The organism is Asticcacaulis solisilvae (assembly GCF_017875235.1).
Taxonomy (GTDB): domain Bacteria; phylum Pseudomonadota; class Alphaproteobacteria; order Caulobacterales; family Caulobacteraceae; genus Asticcacaulis; species Asticcacaulis solisilvae_A.
In genome coordinates this window covers 15,553-30,864 of sequence record NZ_JAGGMI010000016.1, presented here as the reverse complement: position 1 = coordinate 30,864, position 15,312 = coordinate 15,553, and the positions used below count along the sequence as shown (strand labels likewise).

Below are 15,312 nucleotides of genomic sequence, written 5' to 3'. Positions count from 1 at the left end.
CCTCCAGGTTTTTACGCAAACTTTTTTCGTTAAGGAGGGAAGGCTACACCCGGTTATGGATTTTGACTATAGGCATAAAGGCCTATGACCGTCCCGACAAAACCACCTGCCCTGTTCGTCGACAAATGCGTGGTATCGGCTACCACGACAAGGGTTCTGTCCTTGCCGTAGCCGAAGCTGGCCTTGCCGCCCGTAAACTTCACCGTCAGATTGATCGCATTGCCCGGCGAAGGGACCGATGCGACCACAACGCCGTCGCGCGGATCGGCTGATCCCGCCCGGCGTGTGACTTCCAGAACCTCTTTGCCGCCGCGTTTCGTGACGCCGAAGAAGAGGTAATAGTCGTCGTTCTGCAGGGCCAGAATTCCGGCACGGTCGCCATCCTTGACCGGTTTGAAATCGACCTTGGCCGAAAACTCGGCGTTCATGTGCTGCTGGCGCTGGCCCGTGAAGGCCGGCGCCGATTTCACATCGCCAAACGCCTCGGGAAGCGCCTTGAGCGTAACCGTCTTTCCGCCATTGCCTTGACTTAGGAACGGTGTCTTCGGAGACCGCACCTGCAGCCAGGTCAGTGGATTGTAACCTGTGGTCGCCACAGAGTTGCGGTGGCCCTTGGCGGCGCCTTTCGGCAGGTCGACGACTGTCGGGATCGCCTTGCCATGGTCAAGGATGACCGGCCATTTGGTGCCGCCATCCTGAACCCACTTGACCGGCAAAAGGAAGGTTTCGCGGCCGGTGTTGTAGAGATCGCCCTCATAAGGCTGGGTGGCGAGAAACACCGAGTACCAGTCGCCGGCCGGCGTTTGTACCAGGTCGGCGTGACCGGCGGAGGTGATTGGCGCCGGACGGTTCGGATCGAGATCGCGCTGGGTCAGGATCGGATTGCCGCGCCAGGGCTCATAGGGGCCCCAGACCGACTTGGAACTGAGGATGACCTGCGAGTGGTTGACCGACGTGCCGCCCTCGGCCGCCATCAGGTAGTAGCGGCCGTCGACCTTGTAGACGTGCGGGCCTTCGATCCACACCGGCTTTTTCGAGATGTCGACGCCGCCGTTGATGACCTGCTTTTTCGGGCCTTTGGTGGTCAGGGCCTTGGCATCGAACTCCTGCATCCAGATGGCGCGGTGGCCTTCGTACAGCGTTTCGCCTTCGGGCGCGTCGTTCCAGACAACATAGGCCTTGCCGTCGTCATCCCAGAAGATCGATGGATCGATGCCGCCGAACGGCAGCCAGACCGGATCGGACCACGGGCCCTTCGGGTCCTTGGCAGTGATAACAAACTGGCCTTTGCAGTCGACGCAGGTGTTGACGATGTAGAAGGTGCCGTCGTGATGGCTGATCGCGGGTGCAAAGACACCCCGCGACGTCGCCAGGCCCGAAAAATCGAGCTGGCCTGGCCGGTCGATGGCATTGCCGATTTGCGTCCAGTTGACGAGGTCGGTCGAATGCCACACCGGAATGCCCGGATAATAGGCGAAGGTCGAATTGACCATGTAATAGTCGTTACCGACGCGCTCGATCGACGGGTCGGGATAATAGCCGGCCAGGATCGGGTTCTCATACGACTTCGATGGCTCGAACGCCTTGCCGTCGATCCGGCTCTGGCTCTCATAGCGGATATCGCTGAATACCGCCTGTCCCGGAGGCGCGGCGAGGGCAGGGGCGGCAGCGACCAAGGCGGCGAAGGCAAGGGCGTACTTCATGATTACCTCGCGGGCGCGGCTTTGAAGGCTGCCGCGATGGCGTCATAGATGGGCTTGGGATTGCCGTCGGCATCGAACGGCGTAGGCCGCAGCGGCAGCTTGTCGGTGCGCGGTGAGAAGCCCTGCAGCCAGGAATATTTGTCCGTGATGGTCCAGATCAGGAAATCCTTGACCTGCTTGTAGCTCAAAGTCGTATCGAGATATTCGCGTGCGACCTTGGCCGCCATGGAGTCGCGTGTGGCGATATCGGCCGGCAGGTAGCGGTCATTGACGTCAAATTCGGTGACCAGCAGGTCATACCCGAGGCTGGTGACGCCATCCAGGAAGGCGCGCCATTCCGCCGCCTGGCCCAGGGTCAGGTCGTGGTCGGTGCCGATATGGCCCTGAACGCCCAGCGCATCGACCTCGATCTTGTTTTCGCGGAACCAGCGCATCAGGGTCAGCACGCCCTGGCGGTGCTTTTCGCCGCCCTTTTCCCAGCCCATGTAGTCATTGTAGACCAGTTGTGTCTTGGGCAGGCGTTCGCGCGCGACTTCAAAGGAAATGCGCAGGGCATCCATGCCTAAGATGCGCGAGAAGACATTGCTCCGGACTTCGCCCGTCGCCGGATCGATGGTCTCGTTGACGACGTCCCAGGACACCAGTTGGTCGCCATAGTGGTCGGCGATCTTGGCCACGTATTCGCGCAGCATCTTTTCGGCGGCGACCTTGGGCTTGGCGCCGAAATCGTACGCCTTCAGCCACTGCGGCGTATATTCGTCGCGCGCCCAGAAGATGGTGTGGCCACGCATGGCGATGTTGTTGGCCTTGGCGAAGTCGTGGATGCGATCCGCCGGCGCGAAGTTGTAGTCGGTCGCATTGTTATTGTGGGTGACGTACATCTTCAGTTCGTTTTCAGGGACCATGATATCGCATTCCCGTGCGATCAGTTCCTGAATTTTCGGATCGTTCAGCGCGCCGAAACCGACAGCGGTGCCGAATCGAATACCCTTGGCGCGGGCCAAGGCGCCCAGTGAGCCCTCGGTGGCCCGTGCCTGACCAATCGCAGGCGCGGCGACGGCGGCTGCGCCAAGAAGACCCAAGGCAGTGCGGCGATTGAAGGTGGGAGAGGTGTGGCGCATTGTCATTTCCCTGTTGCGTTTTTTTCTGTTACCGCTAACACTTGCATCATCGCGGCTTGACGTCAACACACCGGGCACAGACGTCAGACCAATATCACGCAAATCTGTTTTACATCCCGGCAAGATCCCGTGCGAGGATCACCGAAAATAACCAATCAGGGGAGATATCATGACCGATTCCTTCAACCCGTCGCGCCGCGCCTTTGCTGCAGGCGTCAGCGCCTTCGCACTGGCCGTCAGCGCCGCTACGGCCGCGGGCGCCGCATCGAAGAAGAAGGCGGCCAAGGGCGACGCGCCGCTTTACAAGGATGCCTCAGCTTCGGTCGAGGCCCGCGTTGATGACCTGCTGAAGCGCATGACGCTGGAGGAGAAGGTCGCGCAGATGCTGTGCATCTGGCAGAAGAAGGGCGATATCCAGAACGCCAAGGGTGACTTCGATCCGGCCAAGGCCTCGACGGCCTTCCCGAACGGCCTGGGCATGATCGCGCGGCCGTCCGACCGCGTCGGCGTCAACGTGGCGACCGGTGCCGGCGACAACGGCGCCGTGGCCAACCGTGGCCCGGAAGAAACCGCCGTCTACGTCAATGCCGCGCAGAAGTGGGCGGTCGAAAAGACCCGCCTCGGCATCCCGATGTTCATGCACGAAGAGAGCCTGCACGGCTATGTCGCGCGCGAATCGACCTCGTTCCCGCAGGCGATTGCCCTGGCATCGTCGTTCGACCCCGACATGGCCCAGCGCATCTTCAGCGTCTGCGCCAAGGAAATGCGCGCACGCGGCACTAACCTGGCCCTGGCGCCGGTTGTCGACGTCGCCCGCGATCCGCGCTGGGGCCGTATCGAAGAAACCTATGGCGAAGATCCGCACGTCTGCGGCGTGATGGGCAAGGCGGCCGTGCTGGGCTTCCAGGGCGACAGCCTGCCACTGGCCAAGGACAAGGTGTTCGCGACGCTCAAGCACATGACCGGTCACGGCGAGCCGCAGAACGGCACCAATATCGGCCCGGCGCAGGTCTCCGAGCGCGTGCTGCGCGAAGACTTCTTCCCGCCGTTCGAAAAGATCGTCAAGGAAACCAAGATCGGGGCGGTCATGCCGTCCTATAACGAAATCGACGGCGTTCCGTCGCACGCCAACAAGTGGCTTTTGACCACCATCCTGCGTGGTGAGTGGGGCTTCAAGGGCGTGACGGTGTCCGACTATTTCGCCATCAACGAAATGATCACGCGCCACAAGCTGGTCGCGGACGTCACCGAAGCCGGCTACCGCGCTATCAAGGCCGGTGTCGACATCGAGACCCCGGATGGCGCCGGCTACCCGAAGCTGGTCGACCTTGTGAAGGCCGGCCGCGTCAGCGAGGCCGAGATCGACGCCGTCGTCCACCGCATCCTGACCCTCAAGGTGCAGGGCGGCCTGTTCGAAGCGCCTTATGTCGACGCCAAGAAGGCGGCGGGCCTGACCGCCACACCGGACGCCGTTGCGCTCGCCCGTGAAGCCGCGCAGAAGTCGGTCGTCCTGCTCAAGAACAACGGTCTCTTGCCGCTCGACGGCAAGAAGGTCGGCAAGGTCCTGGTGCTTGGGACGCATGCCAAGGACACGCCGATCGGCGGGTATTCGGATATTCCGCGCAAGGTGGTTTCCATCCTCGAAGGCGTCGAGGCCGAGGGCAAGAAGCAGGGCTTCTCCGTTGCCTATTCCGAAGCCGTGCGCATCACCGAACAGCGCATCTGGGGGCAGGACCAGGTCAATTTCACGCCGGAAGAGGTCAATCGCAAACTCATCAGCGAAGCCGTCGAAGCGGCGAAGTCGGCCGATACCATCATCATGGTGCTGGGCGACAACGAAATGACCTCGCGCGAAGCTTGGGCCGACAACCACCTGGGCGACCGGGACTCTCTGGACCTGATGGGTCAGCAGAACGACCTGGCCAAGGCGATCTTTGACCTCAAGAAGCCGACCGTCGTCTTCCTGCTGAATGGCCGGCCGCTGTCGGTCAACCTGCTGGATCAGCGCGCCGACGCCCTGGTCGAAGGCTGGTATCTCGGCCAGGAAACCGGCTGGGCCGTTGCCGATATTCTGTTCGGACGCGCCAATCCCGGCGGCAAGCTGCCGGTCACCGTCGCGCGCAGCGTCGGCCAGTTGCCGGTCTATTATAACCACAAGCCGACGGCGCGCCGCGGTTACCTGGCCGGTGAAACCAAGCCGCTCTATCCGTTCGGCTACGGCCTCAGCTACACGACCTTTGATATCTCCGCGCCCGTTCTTTCGGCGGCGACCATCGCCCCGAACGGCACCGTCAATGTCTCGGTCGAAGTCACCAATACGGGTAAGGTCAAGGGCGACGAAGTCGTGCAGCTCTATATCCGCGACGACGTGTCTTCGGTCACTCGCCCGGTCAAGGAACTGAAGGGGTTCAAGCGCATCACGCTGGACCCCGGTCAAAAGCAGACCGTGTCCTTCACCATCACGCCGGCCGAGCTGCAGTTCTACAATACGGACATGCAGCGCGTCGTCGAGCCGGGCACCTTTACCATCTCGGTCGGACCGAATAGCGTGGACCTGAAGACGGCGACCCTGACGGTCGCCTGACCGGAGGGGTATTATGGATACGAAACGGCGGGGCCTGCTTGCAGGCGTTGTGGCAGGCGCGGCAGGACTGATGGCGGCAAAAGGAGCGGTAGCGCAAAACCTGCCGCCGGTGCCGCCGCTTCCGGCCATCAAGGGCGAAGACGTCGGCATCGAGACCATCAAGGCGGCCTTGCGTCGCGCCAGCGACAAATCGCTGGGCTTCGAACCGATCGGCGAGGACTGGCCCAACCTGCTCCGCTACCGCCAGGACAACGCGCGGGTAAAGGCCTTGCCTCCATCCGCACGTCGGGCCGTGTTCATGGGCGATTCCATCACCGACAACTGGCCAGGGCAGGCGAAGGCCTTCTTCGACGGCAATGGCTTTGTCGGGCGTGGGATCAGCGGCCAAGTCTCGGCGCAGATGGTGGTGCGGTTCGGGCCTGAGGTCGTCGATCTGAAACCGCGCGTGGTCCATATCCTGGCCGGCACCAACGACATCGCCGAAAATCGCGATCCGTATGACTTCGATCAGACGACGCGCAATCTGGCGGCCATGGGGAGCATTGCCAAAGCGAACGGCATCCGCGTCGTCATGGGCTCTGTGCCGCCGGCGACCAGCTTTGCCTGGAAGCCGCAGCGCGGCAACCGCGTCGCGGAAATCAAGGCGCTGAATACCTGGATTCACAAGCACTGCCAGGCCCACGGCTTTGTCTATGCCGACTATTGGCCGGTGCTGGCCATGCCGGACGGCGCCCTGAAACCGCAACTTGGCAATGACAACGTCCATCCGAACGCTGCCGGTTATGCCGTGATGTCGCCGATTGCTTTGGCTGCGATCGAAGCGGCGCTCAAAACCTGAAAGACGAGATGATGTCGCGATCCCTGTTTCTGATGCTGCGTGGCCTGGCTGTTGCCGCTGTTGTGACCTTTGCGGGCGCGGCGGGAACAGCGTTTGCGGCTTGCACAGGGATCGTCACCGTCTGCCCCGAAGCCGTGCCGGGGGCATTCCGGCTGGTGACGGCCGGCAAGCCCGCCACCGTCTATGTCGATGCCGATGCGGCAGCGCCAGTCCTGCGCGTCGCCGCCGATTTTGCCGCCGACCTCGAGCGCGTATCGGGCCAGCCGGCCAAGGTTGTAAACACGCTTGAGGGCTTAAGCGGCGACGTGGTGATCGTCGGTGAGGCGGGCAAATCCGCCCTGATCGATCGACTCGTCAAAGCTGGTAGCCTGACCAGCCAGTGGGAGGCTTACAGCCAGAGCGTCGTCAAAAGCCCTGCCGAGGGCATCGACCGCGCGCTGGTCATCGCCGGCTCAGACCCGCGCGGCGTGGTCTTTGGCGTCTACGACGTGTCGGCCAAGATGGGCGTGTCGCCCTGGTATTGGTGGGCCGATGTGCCGGTGAAGCGCCAGGCGGAAGTCTCGATAACGGCGGGTGCGCGGTCGGACAAGCCTGTGGTCAAATATCGCGGCTTCTTCATCAATGACGAGGAGCCGGCCTTCGGCAACTGGGCGCGTGAAAAGTTCGGCGGCATCAATTCGAAACTCTATGCCAAGGTCTTCGAGCTGAACCTGCGCCTGAAGGGCAATTACCTGTGGCCGGCCATGTGGGGCAAGGCGATCGCCGATGACGATCCGGAAAGCCTGAATGTCGCAAGCGAATATGGCGTGATCCTCGGCACCTCGCACCACGAGCCGATGACGCGGGCGCACGATGAATGGCACCGTCACAAGGAAGGCGGCGTCACCGGCGGCAAGTGGGACTATCGCACCAACTCTGAGAACCTGCGTACCTTCTGGCGTGGCGGTATTGAGCGCGGCAAGGCGCACGAGAACATTATAACGCTTGGCATGCGCGGCGATGGCGACGAGCCGATGAGCGAGGGCACGGCGACCGCGCTTCTGGAGCAGATCGTCGCCGACCAGCGTAAGATCATCGAGGATGTCACCGGCAGGCCGGCCGACCAGACGCCGCAGGTCTGGGCGCTCTACAAGGAAGTCCAGGACTACTACGACCACGGCATGCGCGTGCCGGACGATGTGACGTTGCTGTTTGCCGATGACAACTGGGGCCAGATCCGCCGTCTGCCCGACCCGAAGGCCCCGCCGCGCAAAGGTGGCTACGGCGTCTACTACCACTTCGACTATGTCGGCGGGCCGCGGAACTACAAGTGGCTGAACACCAACCAGATCGAAAAGACCTGGCAGCAGATGGCCCTGGCGCGCGAAGCCGGCGCCGACCGCCTGTGGATCGTCAATGTCGGCGATATCAAGCCGATGGAATTTCCATTGAGCTTCTTCATGGACATGGCCTGGAACCCGGACGCCATGACACCTGACGCGCTCAAGGCCTATCCGCAAAATTGGGCGAAGCAGCAGTTTGGTGCTGAGCAGGCATGGGGAATCGGCCAGTTGCTGACGCGTTCCAGCCAGTATGCCGCGCGCCGCAAGCCGGAATTGCTCAATCCCGATCTGTTCCTGAACGATCCGGACTTCAGCCGGATGACACGTAGCTACGCCAACCTGAAACAGGGCGCCAATGAGATCGGCGCCAAACTGCCGGACGATGCCCAGGACGCCTGGTTCCAACTGGTCCAGCATCCGATCGAGGCCAATGCCAATCTCTATGAGCTTTATGACCGCGTGGCACGCAACCGCAGGCTGGCCGGCAGGAACGATTCGGCGGCCAATGATGAGGCCACGGCGGCGCGCTGGGCCTTTGCCCGTGACGGCCAGATCGCCGAACAGTACCACACGCTGAACGGCGGCAAGTGGAACCACATGATGTCGCAGACGCACATCGGCTATACCTACTGGCAGCAGCCGGACACCGACGTGATGCCTGAGCTGAAAGAGGTTGCGGCGGATGCAAAGCCGCCGGCCAGCATCAATGTGTCATTGCCCGCACACCTGCCCGTGGTTGGCAAGACCGGGCACTATGTCGAACAGAATGGCTTTGTTGCCATCGAGGCCCTGCATTATGCCCGCAAGTTCGACGGCAAGGCCAAGTGGACGACCATCCCCAATCTCGGCCGCACCCTGGGCGCAGTCCTGACCCTGCCGCAGGCCGCGCCGCCCAGCGACCCGGTCAAGGACAAGGTTCGGCTGGAATACGACATCCAGACGTCGAAGGACGCCGATGCGACCCTGCACGTCTATCTGACGCCGACGCTCGATACGGCCGGCAAGGGCGGACTCCAGTTCGCCGTGGCCATCGACGACCAGGCGCCGCAGACCCTCAGCTTCAACCTGATCCCGGACAAGCCCGACTGGAACGCGGCGGTCTCTGACAACATCCATGTCATCAAGGTGCCATTCAAAGGCCTGAAGGCTGGCCCACACATCCTCAAATTCTACCGCATTGACGGCAATGTCGTGCTCCAGCGCCTCGTCCTGGATACCGGCGGCCTCAAGCCCACATACCTAGGTCCGCCGGAAAGCGCTGTTGCCAAATGAACTACCCCGTAAATCCCCCTTCGCAACCTGATCTTGACCGCGGCACGGGTTCGATGAAAATCACCGGCGCGCGCGTCATCGTCACCTGCCCGGGGCGCAACTTCGTTACGCTGAAGATCGAAACCGACCAGGGCGTCTACGGCATTGGCGACGGCACGATGAACGGCCGGGAAAAGGCCGTGGTCGCCTACCTCGAAGAGCACATCATCCCGCTTTTGATCGGCCGTGATCCGCGCCGCATCGAAGATATCTGGCAGTACCTCTACCGCGGAGCCTATTGGCGCCGTGGTCCGGTGACCATGCGCGCCATCGCGGCGGTCGACGTGGCGCTGTGGGATATCAAGGCCAAGATGGCCGGCATGCCGCTCTACGACCTTCTGGGCGGCCGGTCGCGCGATCGTGTCATGGTCTACGGCCACGCCAACGGCTCCGACATCGCCCATACGGTCGATGAGGTCGGGCGCTATATCTCGGAAGGCTATAAGGCCATCCGCGCCCAGACCGGTATTCCCGGTCTCGACAAGGCCTACGGCATTTCCAAGGACAAGAAGTTCTACGAGCCGGCCGAAGGCGAACTGCCGCTGGAAACCGTCTGGGATACGCGCAAGTACCTCAACTATGTCCCTCAGCTGTTCGATAAACTGCGCGACACCTATGGCTTTGACCATCACCTGCTGCACGACGTCCACCATCGCCTGACGCCGCTGGAAGCCGCGCAGCTCGGCAAGCGCCTTGAGCCCTACAGCTTGTTCTGGATGGAGGATTCGACGCCGGCCGAAAACCAGGAGGCTTTCCGCCTGATTCGCCAGCACACGACGACGCCTTTGGCTGTCGGCGAGATATTCAATACGCTGTGGGACTGCAAGGACCTGATCCAGAACCAGTTGATCGACTATATCCGCACGACCATCGTTTCGGCCGGCGGCCTGACGCACCTGCGCCGCATCGCCGACTTCGCCTCGGTCTGGCAGGTCCGCACCGGCAGCCACGGTGCCACCGACCTGTCGCCCGTGACCATGGGCACGGCCCTGCATTTCGACACCTGGGTGCCCAATTTCGGCATCCAGGAATATATGCGCCATACACCGGAAACCGACGCCGTCTTCCCGCACGATTACCGCTTCGACGACGGCTTCCTGCTGTGCGGCGAAACACCGGGCCATGGCGTCGATATCGACGAGGCCCTGGCGGCGAAATATCCCTATAGCCCGAAGCAGTTGCCGGTGGCGCGTCTGGAGGATGGCACGCTGTGGAACTGGTAAGGCCTGGGGAATTGGTAACGCTTTGATGCGCAACGTGATGCCCTAAGGGAAGCGACCTCTGTTACGGTGGCAAAAAAAGCCACATTGGGTTCCAGAGACCATGACACGCCCGCCCGACCATCCGCTGCGCCTGGCGCTGACGGAACTGATGCACGAACGCGCCTTGCCGATCTTCTCAGGCCCGGTGGTGGTGCGTTCCTGGGTCTATCTGGTCGACGATAATGATCGCGACGCCGAAACCGCCTGGATCGACAGTCTCGATGCCGAAGGCGGTGCCTCAGCGCATGGCCGGCTGGCGGTGCTTACCCCCAAAGGCGGGCGGATCTGGGAGCGCCATGGCGAATTTTCAACCTGGCTAAGCTTTACGACCGCGCTCGACGCCGAAACCGAAGCACATAAGGGCCTGGGCTTCTGCACCATCCGCAGCGCCGATTTCGACTGGCTTAAGCGTGCGCCAGGCACCGTCTTCCGCAGCGTCGAAATCTCGGTCCTGCCACATGCGCCGGCGCCCGACGCCCTGGCCGAAGCCATCGACCTGACCGGCGCCGTCTGCTGTGAAGTCTTCGATGGCAAGGCGCGGATCTGGAGCGATTTCCGCGGCCACGAAGGCGGGGCAGGGCGCATCTATATCCACGACAAGGGCTTGCGCAACGACGAGTTGTCGCGCCTGTTGCAAAGCCTGATCGAGATCGGTCATTACCGCAAGCTGGCCCTGCTGGGCTTTCCGGTGGCGCGTGAACTGATGGCCTGGCTGAAGGACGCCGAGGCCCGGTTGGCCGGGATCACGCGCGACATGGCCGATCGGCCGGCCGCGCAGGCTGATATTCTCGAACGGCTGATGAGCTTGTCGGCCGAGGTCGAGCAGCGCGTCAACGCCGTGCGCTTCCGCCAGGGCGCAACCGAAGCCTATGCCCGCCTGGCCGAGGACCGGCTCGACTCTTTGCGCGAAAGCCGGGTCGAGGGTTTCTCGACCATGGCCGAATTCATCGAGCGCCGGCTGCAGCCAGCGATGCGGACGTGCGAGGCGGCATCAAAGCGGCTCGACGACATTTCCGTGCGCATCGGCCGGGTCAGCGACCTCTTGCGGGCGCGTATCTCGATCACGCTGGAAATGCAGAACCAGGACCTTTTGCGCAGCATGGATGTGCGAGCCAAGCTGCAAATGAAGCTGTCCCACCTGGTCGAGGGCCTGTCGGTCTTTGCCGTCAGCTACTACATCTTCAGCCTGCTCAAATACGTCATCGATCCGTGGACCGGCCATTCGGAGCTGGCGCACAAGCTTTATGGCGGGCTGGTCGCGCTGATCCTTGCGCTGGCCTGGCTGTTCATTCATCATCGCAAGAAGTCTCTGACGGGGGGAGAGCACTGAATGGATGCTTCCGGCGACCGTGTCGAAGGATGACGCCGCGACCGTGCGGCGGTTCAATCTCGGCGCATGATGGAAAATATTACCGTGTTATGCGGTAATATAGAGACGGATGGAGAGGGTTCACGCGTTCAAGCCATGCGCTTGACGAAGCAGCATGGGTTGCTGCCGGGACGTCATAGGCGCTTGCTGCAGTAAGGCATATGTCGCGTTTTCCATCCGTACCCGTTATTGAGGCAGTCACTCCGGCGCTGTTTGAAAATGAAATCCGGCCCGGCAACCGTCCAGTCATCCTGAAGGGGCTTGCGGCCGATTGGCCATGTGTGGCCATCGCACGTCAAGGGCCGGAAGCCCTGTATCGCTATCTTGCTCAGTTTGACGGCGACCGGCGTGGCCGCGTGTCTGTCCTGCCGGAAACGGAAACACGGTACTTCTATCAGCCGGACCTGAAAGGCCATAATTTCCAAAACGTCGAGCGCTCGGTAACGCACCTCATGCGCCAACTGCTGCGGATGGCGGAAGAGGGAAGCAGGCAATCCCTGTATATGCAGGGCCAGCCCTTGGATGATTTCCTGCCCGGCCTAGCTGCCGAACTCAATATGCCGCTGTTTCCCGCCGCGGTCAGGCCCCGGTTCTGGATCGGCAATTCGCTGACGACGCCCACCCACTATGACGGCTCGGAAAATATAGCGTGTCATATTGCGGGTGAGAAGATGTTCACGCTGTTTCCCCCGGACCAGATCGCCAATCTCTATCCCGGGCCACTGCTAGGCGGGCCGGGCGGCGTTCCAGTTAGCATGGTCGACCTCGACAATCCGGACTTCGACGCCTATCCGCGTTTCGCCGAGGCGCTCGACCACGCCGTGGAAGCAAGACTGGACCCCGGCGACGCCATCTATATTCCGGCGATGTGGTGGCACCATGTGCGAACCGATGGCCCCCTCAACCTGCTGATCAACTATTGGCGTGACCTTGTGCCCGTGCAGGCCTATCCGCCCTTGGCCGGATTGCTCGTATCCGCCCTCAGCATTCGTCAGTTGCCTGAGCCCCTGCGCACGTCCTGGAAACACCTGATGGACTACTACATCTTTGAAGCGGCGGGCGATCCGATGCAGCATTTGCCGAAGCCGCATCACGGCTTTTTCGAGGACAATCCGAGCCCGCAGCAGATGGCGGCATTGAAGGCCATTGTACGCCAGAATGTTTGAGGCTTAGCTTGGTCAGGCAGCCCAGTCCGGCGCCTGACCGCGCCAGGCGATGCAGTGTTTCGCTGAAAAGTCGATGTCGAAGCGGCGCTCATGCGTCGTTTCCGCGGTGACTTTGCGCGGCGCCAGGATCTTAAGCGCCTTGGCGCCAATGGCCCAGGCGGGCTTAAGCAGGGCGGGTGTACGCTGGGCCGACATGTTGACACCGGTCATGCGGCGGACGCGGCCATTGAAATAGTAGACGCCGTTCAGCATCACCGTCTTCGGCGTCGTATATTCGATCGAAATCGACACATTCAGGTCTTCGCCGTTGCAGACCCGGTGCGGCGAGTGGACCGGCCACGATACGGCGTCGCCCGGACCGAGATCGACCTGCATGACGCCAGCTTCCAGTTCGGGCGAATAGGGCAGGTCGGTCAGGTTTTCTTTGAGCAGGATAGCCTCAAGCGAGGCTTCCGAGACAAAGGGCTCATGCGGCGGATAGAGGTGGATCGTCTTGTGGCCGCGGATGTGCCACAGCATGGTTTCGGCCAGGTCGACGTGGTAAAAGACGCCCATGTGCGGGCTCGACAGAATCAGCGCGCCGTCGGACGAGGCAATGGTCAGGCCGGTGGCTTCGCGATATTCGCTCATCAGCCGGCGGAACAGTTCCGCATAGACCGGGTTGACGGTCATGACGTGGCGCGGACTGATCCAGAAACGGCCCTTCTTGACGGCATCGAGCAACTGTCCGCCGTCCAGGCCGCGCGCTTCGCCGGCGATCCAGCGTTCATAGGCCGGCGGATTGGGCCGCATGGTGCAGATGGTCAGTTCTTCGTACGGGTGGCTGTCGAGCAGCTTGGCCAGGGCCTCGTCCTCGAACAGACCGGTCTCGGCCAGGCGGTGATTGAAACGCGTGACTTCGTTGCGCACGCGGCGGGCGTCCTTTTGCCATTTCTGGATCAGGCTGTGCGAATCTGTGTCAAAAGCCATCGGCGCCACCGGTCATGGGTTGAAACCGATCACAGCCTACAAGAAGCATGCCGCTGAAACAAATTTGTGAATTGACCGGGACGGGCGCTCCGGAACAAATGCAAAACAATACTCGCGCAGAACGCCGCAAACCTGTTTCCCCGGAGTTCTGACGTGACGCGTGGGCGCACCGGCAAGGTATTTGCCGATAAGCTTTTTGCCGACAAATTATTTGATTGCTGCTGGGTGGAGCTGGACGGCTTCCAGCGACCGCAGCTGGTGGTGCAGATGCGCATGAAGCCGCCGGTCTTCGCCATCGGTCCCGGGCTTTACGACGAACGGGGCCGCGCCATGCCAACCCACCCAGACGCACCGCGTGTGCTGGTGATCTATAATACGACCATTTCGCCGCGCCGGATGTTAGCTTGAGCCACGGTCAGGGCCAGGCGATCGCTATTGCTTCTTGAGCGCCCCGGGCTTGTGGGCGGCCGTGTCGCCGCTCTTGCTGCTTTTGACCAGATATTCCGGATTGTCCTTCGACGCCGCGACGTGATGGCCCTTGATGTCGGTGGGCTTTGTCAGCTTGCGTTCGACCACGCCGTCGGTTTCGCCTTGCGACGTGTTCCAGGCGACCTTGTCACCCTTTGCAAATGTTTTGGTCATTGATCTTCTCCTGCCAGGGCAGGCTAGGGCCCGGCGGATCAGGAAGCGATGCGATTGCGGGCGAGGCAGACGTAAAAGACCGGCCTGAAGTAAACCCTAGATCGGAATGACACCCCCTGACATCATTCCGATCTAGGGAAGGGCGGGAGCAACGGAATCCTACTTTCCGCCGGCTCGACCTGCCAAGTGGTCCCCGTTTCATTGCCGTCTGTGCGGTCTGTTTCCGGCAGGGAAGGCGATAAGGCGCTGCCCGTCAATAGCATGTTCCCGAAAAAGGGAAACCGGTGTCATTTGCGTCAGGGCAAGATTTTACAGGCCATCGACGGACGCGTTGCACGGTGATGTCTTGCCGGTACCATCGGGTCCCCAGCGCCGAAAGCTTTTGGAATCGACGTGGAAGCGCCGGGCTGAATAAAAACCGAGGCCGACACTATACTGCGCGCCATGGGCGGCATGGACGGCGCACATCCGCTTGATCAGCGTGGCGCGGTCGAGGCCGGCCGTTAGCGGCACAAGATCGAGGGCGTAATAGTTGCGGTGGGCGCTCCGTTTCGCGCCGCCGGAACAGGTGTTGAGCACGTCATCGCGATAGCCCGAAACGGCTTCGACGGGGCCGATCGCGGGACGCACCTGGTCGCGGACAAAGCGCAGCGTCGTGACGATGTGCGGCCAGTCCGCGCGTTCGGGTATGATGAAGGCGTCGCTCTGGCATTTTTCCGACGACGAAGAGGTTCGCCATAGCTGATAGGCCGGGAGGACATCCGCCACGCCGTTGTGTGTCAGGAAGGATTGAAAGGCCGTGAACTGGGTTTGCCGGTCCGGCCGGGCATCGCGCCACGCGGCAAACGCACCTTCGGAGAAACGGGCAGGGACTTCGGCCAGGACTGGCCCGGCGAGGAAAAGCCAGAGCAGAAGCAACGGGGCGAAGCGGGGTGGCATATCGTGATGGATACATGCGACCGCGCCGGAATTATGGCGTGTTCAATTAGTATTGGCTAATGCATTAGTATATGCTAATTTGATGT

Annotated in this window: 12 protein-coding genes; 7 read left to right on the top strand and 5 right to left on the bottom strand. The window is 61.8% G+C overall.

Features of this window, described 5'->3' with window-relative positions:
* Positions 1-53: 53 nt before the first annotated feature.
* Together J2X24_RS19695 and J2X24_RS19690 are read right to left on the bottom strand one after the other, a co-directional pair.
* Positions 54-1,703 (bottom strand): glycoside hydrolase family 43 protein, encoded by a 1,650-nt coding sequence (locus J2X24_RS19695; RefSeq protein WP_209725288.1) that lies wholly within the window; start codon positions 1,701-1,703, stop codon positions 54-56.
* Between the two features lie 2 nt (positions 1,704-1,705).
* Positions 1,706-2,824, bottom strand: coding sequence for an endo-1,4-beta-xylanase (locus tag J2X24_RS19690; RefSeq protein WP_209725286.1), 1,119 nt, complete (start codon positions 2,822-2,824; stop codon positions 1,706-1,708).
* 169 nt (positions 2,825-2,993) lie between these two features.
* On the opposite strand from J2X24_RS19690, the gene J2X24_RS19685 reads away from it, so the two are divergent.
* The 6 genes from J2X24_RS19685 (at position 2,994) to J2X24_RS19660 (ending at position 12,676) form a co-directional block, all read left to right on the top strand.
* A complete protein-coding gene (locus tag J2X24_RS19685; RefSeq protein ID WP_209725284.1) occupies positions 2,994-5,408 on the top strand; it encodes a glycoside hydrolase family 3 N-terminal domain-containing protein in 2,415 nt (804 codons plus the stop codon).
* A 13-nt stretch (positions 5,409-5,421) separates the two neighbouring features.
* Positions 5,422-6,246, top strand: a complete 825-nt coding sequence (locus J2X24_RS19680; RefSeq protein WP_209725282.1) for a GDSL-type esterase/lipase family protein — start codon at positions 5,422-5,424, stop codon at positions 6,244-6,246.
* Between the two features lie 8 nt (positions 6,247-6,254).
* On the top strand, positions 6,255-8,840 hold the full coding sequence (locus J2X24_RS19675; RefSeq protein ID WP_245344973.1) for a glycosyl hydrolase 115 family protein: 2,586 nt from the start codon (positions 6,255-6,257) through the stop codon (positions 8,838-8,840).
* A 53-nt stretch (positions 8,841-8,893) separates the two neighbouring features.
* Positions 8,894-10,102: a D-mannonate dehydratase ManD gene (manD, locus tag J2X24_RS19670; RefSeq protein WP_209725415.1), complete on the top strand. Its 1,209-nt coding sequence runs from the start codon at positions 8,894-8,896 to the stop codon at positions 10,100-10,102.
* Positions 10,103-10,202: 100 nt separating this feature from the next.
* Positions 10,203-11,471, top strand: coding sequence for a DUF3422 domain-containing protein (locus J2X24_RS19665; protein WP_209725280.1), 1,269 nt, complete (start codon positions 10,203-10,205; stop codon positions 11,469-11,471).
* A gap of 200 nt (positions 11,472-11,671) precedes the next feature.
* Positions 11,672-12,676 (top strand): cupin-like domain-containing protein, encoded by a 1,005-nt coding sequence (locus J2X24_RS19660; protein WP_209725279.1) that lies wholly within the window; start codon positions 11,672-11,674, stop codon positions 12,674-12,676.
* A gap of 12 nt (positions 12,677-12,688) precedes the next feature.
* On the opposite strand, the gene J2X24_RS19655 is transcribed toward J2X24_RS19660, so the two are convergent.
* Positions 12,689-13,645: a hypothetical protein gene (locus J2X24_RS19655; RefSeq protein WP_209725277.1), complete on the bottom strand. Its 957-nt coding sequence runs from the start codon at positions 13,643-13,645 to the stop codon at positions 12,689-12,691.
* Positions 13,646-13,798: 153 nt separating this feature from the next.
* On the opposite strand from J2X24_RS19655, the gene J2X24_RS19650 reads away from it, so the two are divergent.
* Entirely contained in the window at positions 13,799-14,053 is a 255-nt protein-coding gene (locus J2X24_RS19650) for a hypothetical protein (protein ID WP_209725275.1), read from the top strand.
* Between the two features lie 24 nt (positions 14,054-14,077).
* Here J2X24_RS19650 and J2X24_RS19645 read toward each other — a convergent pair whose 3' ends face one another.
* Entirely contained in the window at positions 14,078-14,287 is a 210-nt protein-coding gene (locus J2X24_RS19645) for a hypervirulence associated TUDOR domain-containing protein (protein WP_209725273.1), read from the bottom strand.
* A gap of 309 nt (positions 14,288-14,596) precedes the next feature.
* On the bottom strand, positions 14,597-15,226 hold the full coding sequence (locus J2X24_RS19640) for a D-Ala-D-Ala carboxypeptidase family metallohydrolase (protein WP_209725271.1): 630 nt from the start codon (positions 15,224-15,226) through the stop codon (positions 14,597-14,599).
* Positions 15,227-15,312 lie beyond the last annotated feature (86 nt).

Coding starts and splice junctions, on each gene's coding strand:
- J2X24_RS19695 (WP_209725288.1), bottom strand. CDS start 1,703: ATGAAGTACGCCCTTGCCTTCGCCGCCTTGGTCGCTGCCGCCCCTGCC.
- J2X24_RS19690 (WP_209725286.1), bottom strand. CDS start 2,824: ATGCGCCACACCTCTCCCACCTTCAATCGCCGCACTGCCTTGGGTCTT.
- J2X24_RS19685 (WP_209725284.1), top strand. CDS start 2,994: ATGACCGATTCCTTCAACCCGTCGCGCCGCGCCTTTGCTGCAGGCGTC.
- J2X24_RS19680 (WP_209725282.1), top strand. CDS start 5,422: ATGGATACGAAACGGCGGGGCCTGCTTGCAGGCGTTGTGGCAGGCGCG.
- J2X24_RS19675 (WP_245344973.1), top strand. CDS start 6,255: ATGATGTCGCGATCCCTGTTTCTGATGCTGCGTGGCCTGGCTGTTGCC.
- manD (WP_209725415.1), top strand. CDS start 8,894: ATGAAAATCACCGGCGCGCGCGTCATCGTCACCTGCCCGGGGCGCAAC.
- J2X24_RS19665 (WP_209725280.1), top strand. CDS start 10,203: ATGACACGCCCGCCCGACCATCCGCTGCGCCTGGCGCTGACGGAACTG.
- J2X24_RS19660 (WP_209725279.1), top strand. CDS start 11,672: ATGTCGCGTTTTCCATCCGTACCCGTTATTGAGGCAGTCACTCCGGCG.
- J2X24_RS19655 (WP_209725277.1), bottom strand. CDS start 13,645: ATGGCTTTTGACACAGATTCGCACAGCCTGATCCAGAAATGGCAAAAG.
- J2X24_RS19645 (WP_209725273.1), bottom strand. CDS start 14,287: ATGACCAAAACATTTGCAAAGGGTGACAAGGTCGCCTGGAACACGTCG.
- J2X24_RS19640 (WP_209725271.1), bottom strand. CDS start 15,226: ATGCCACCCCGCTTCGCCCCGTTGCTTCTGCTCTGGCTTTTCCTCGCC.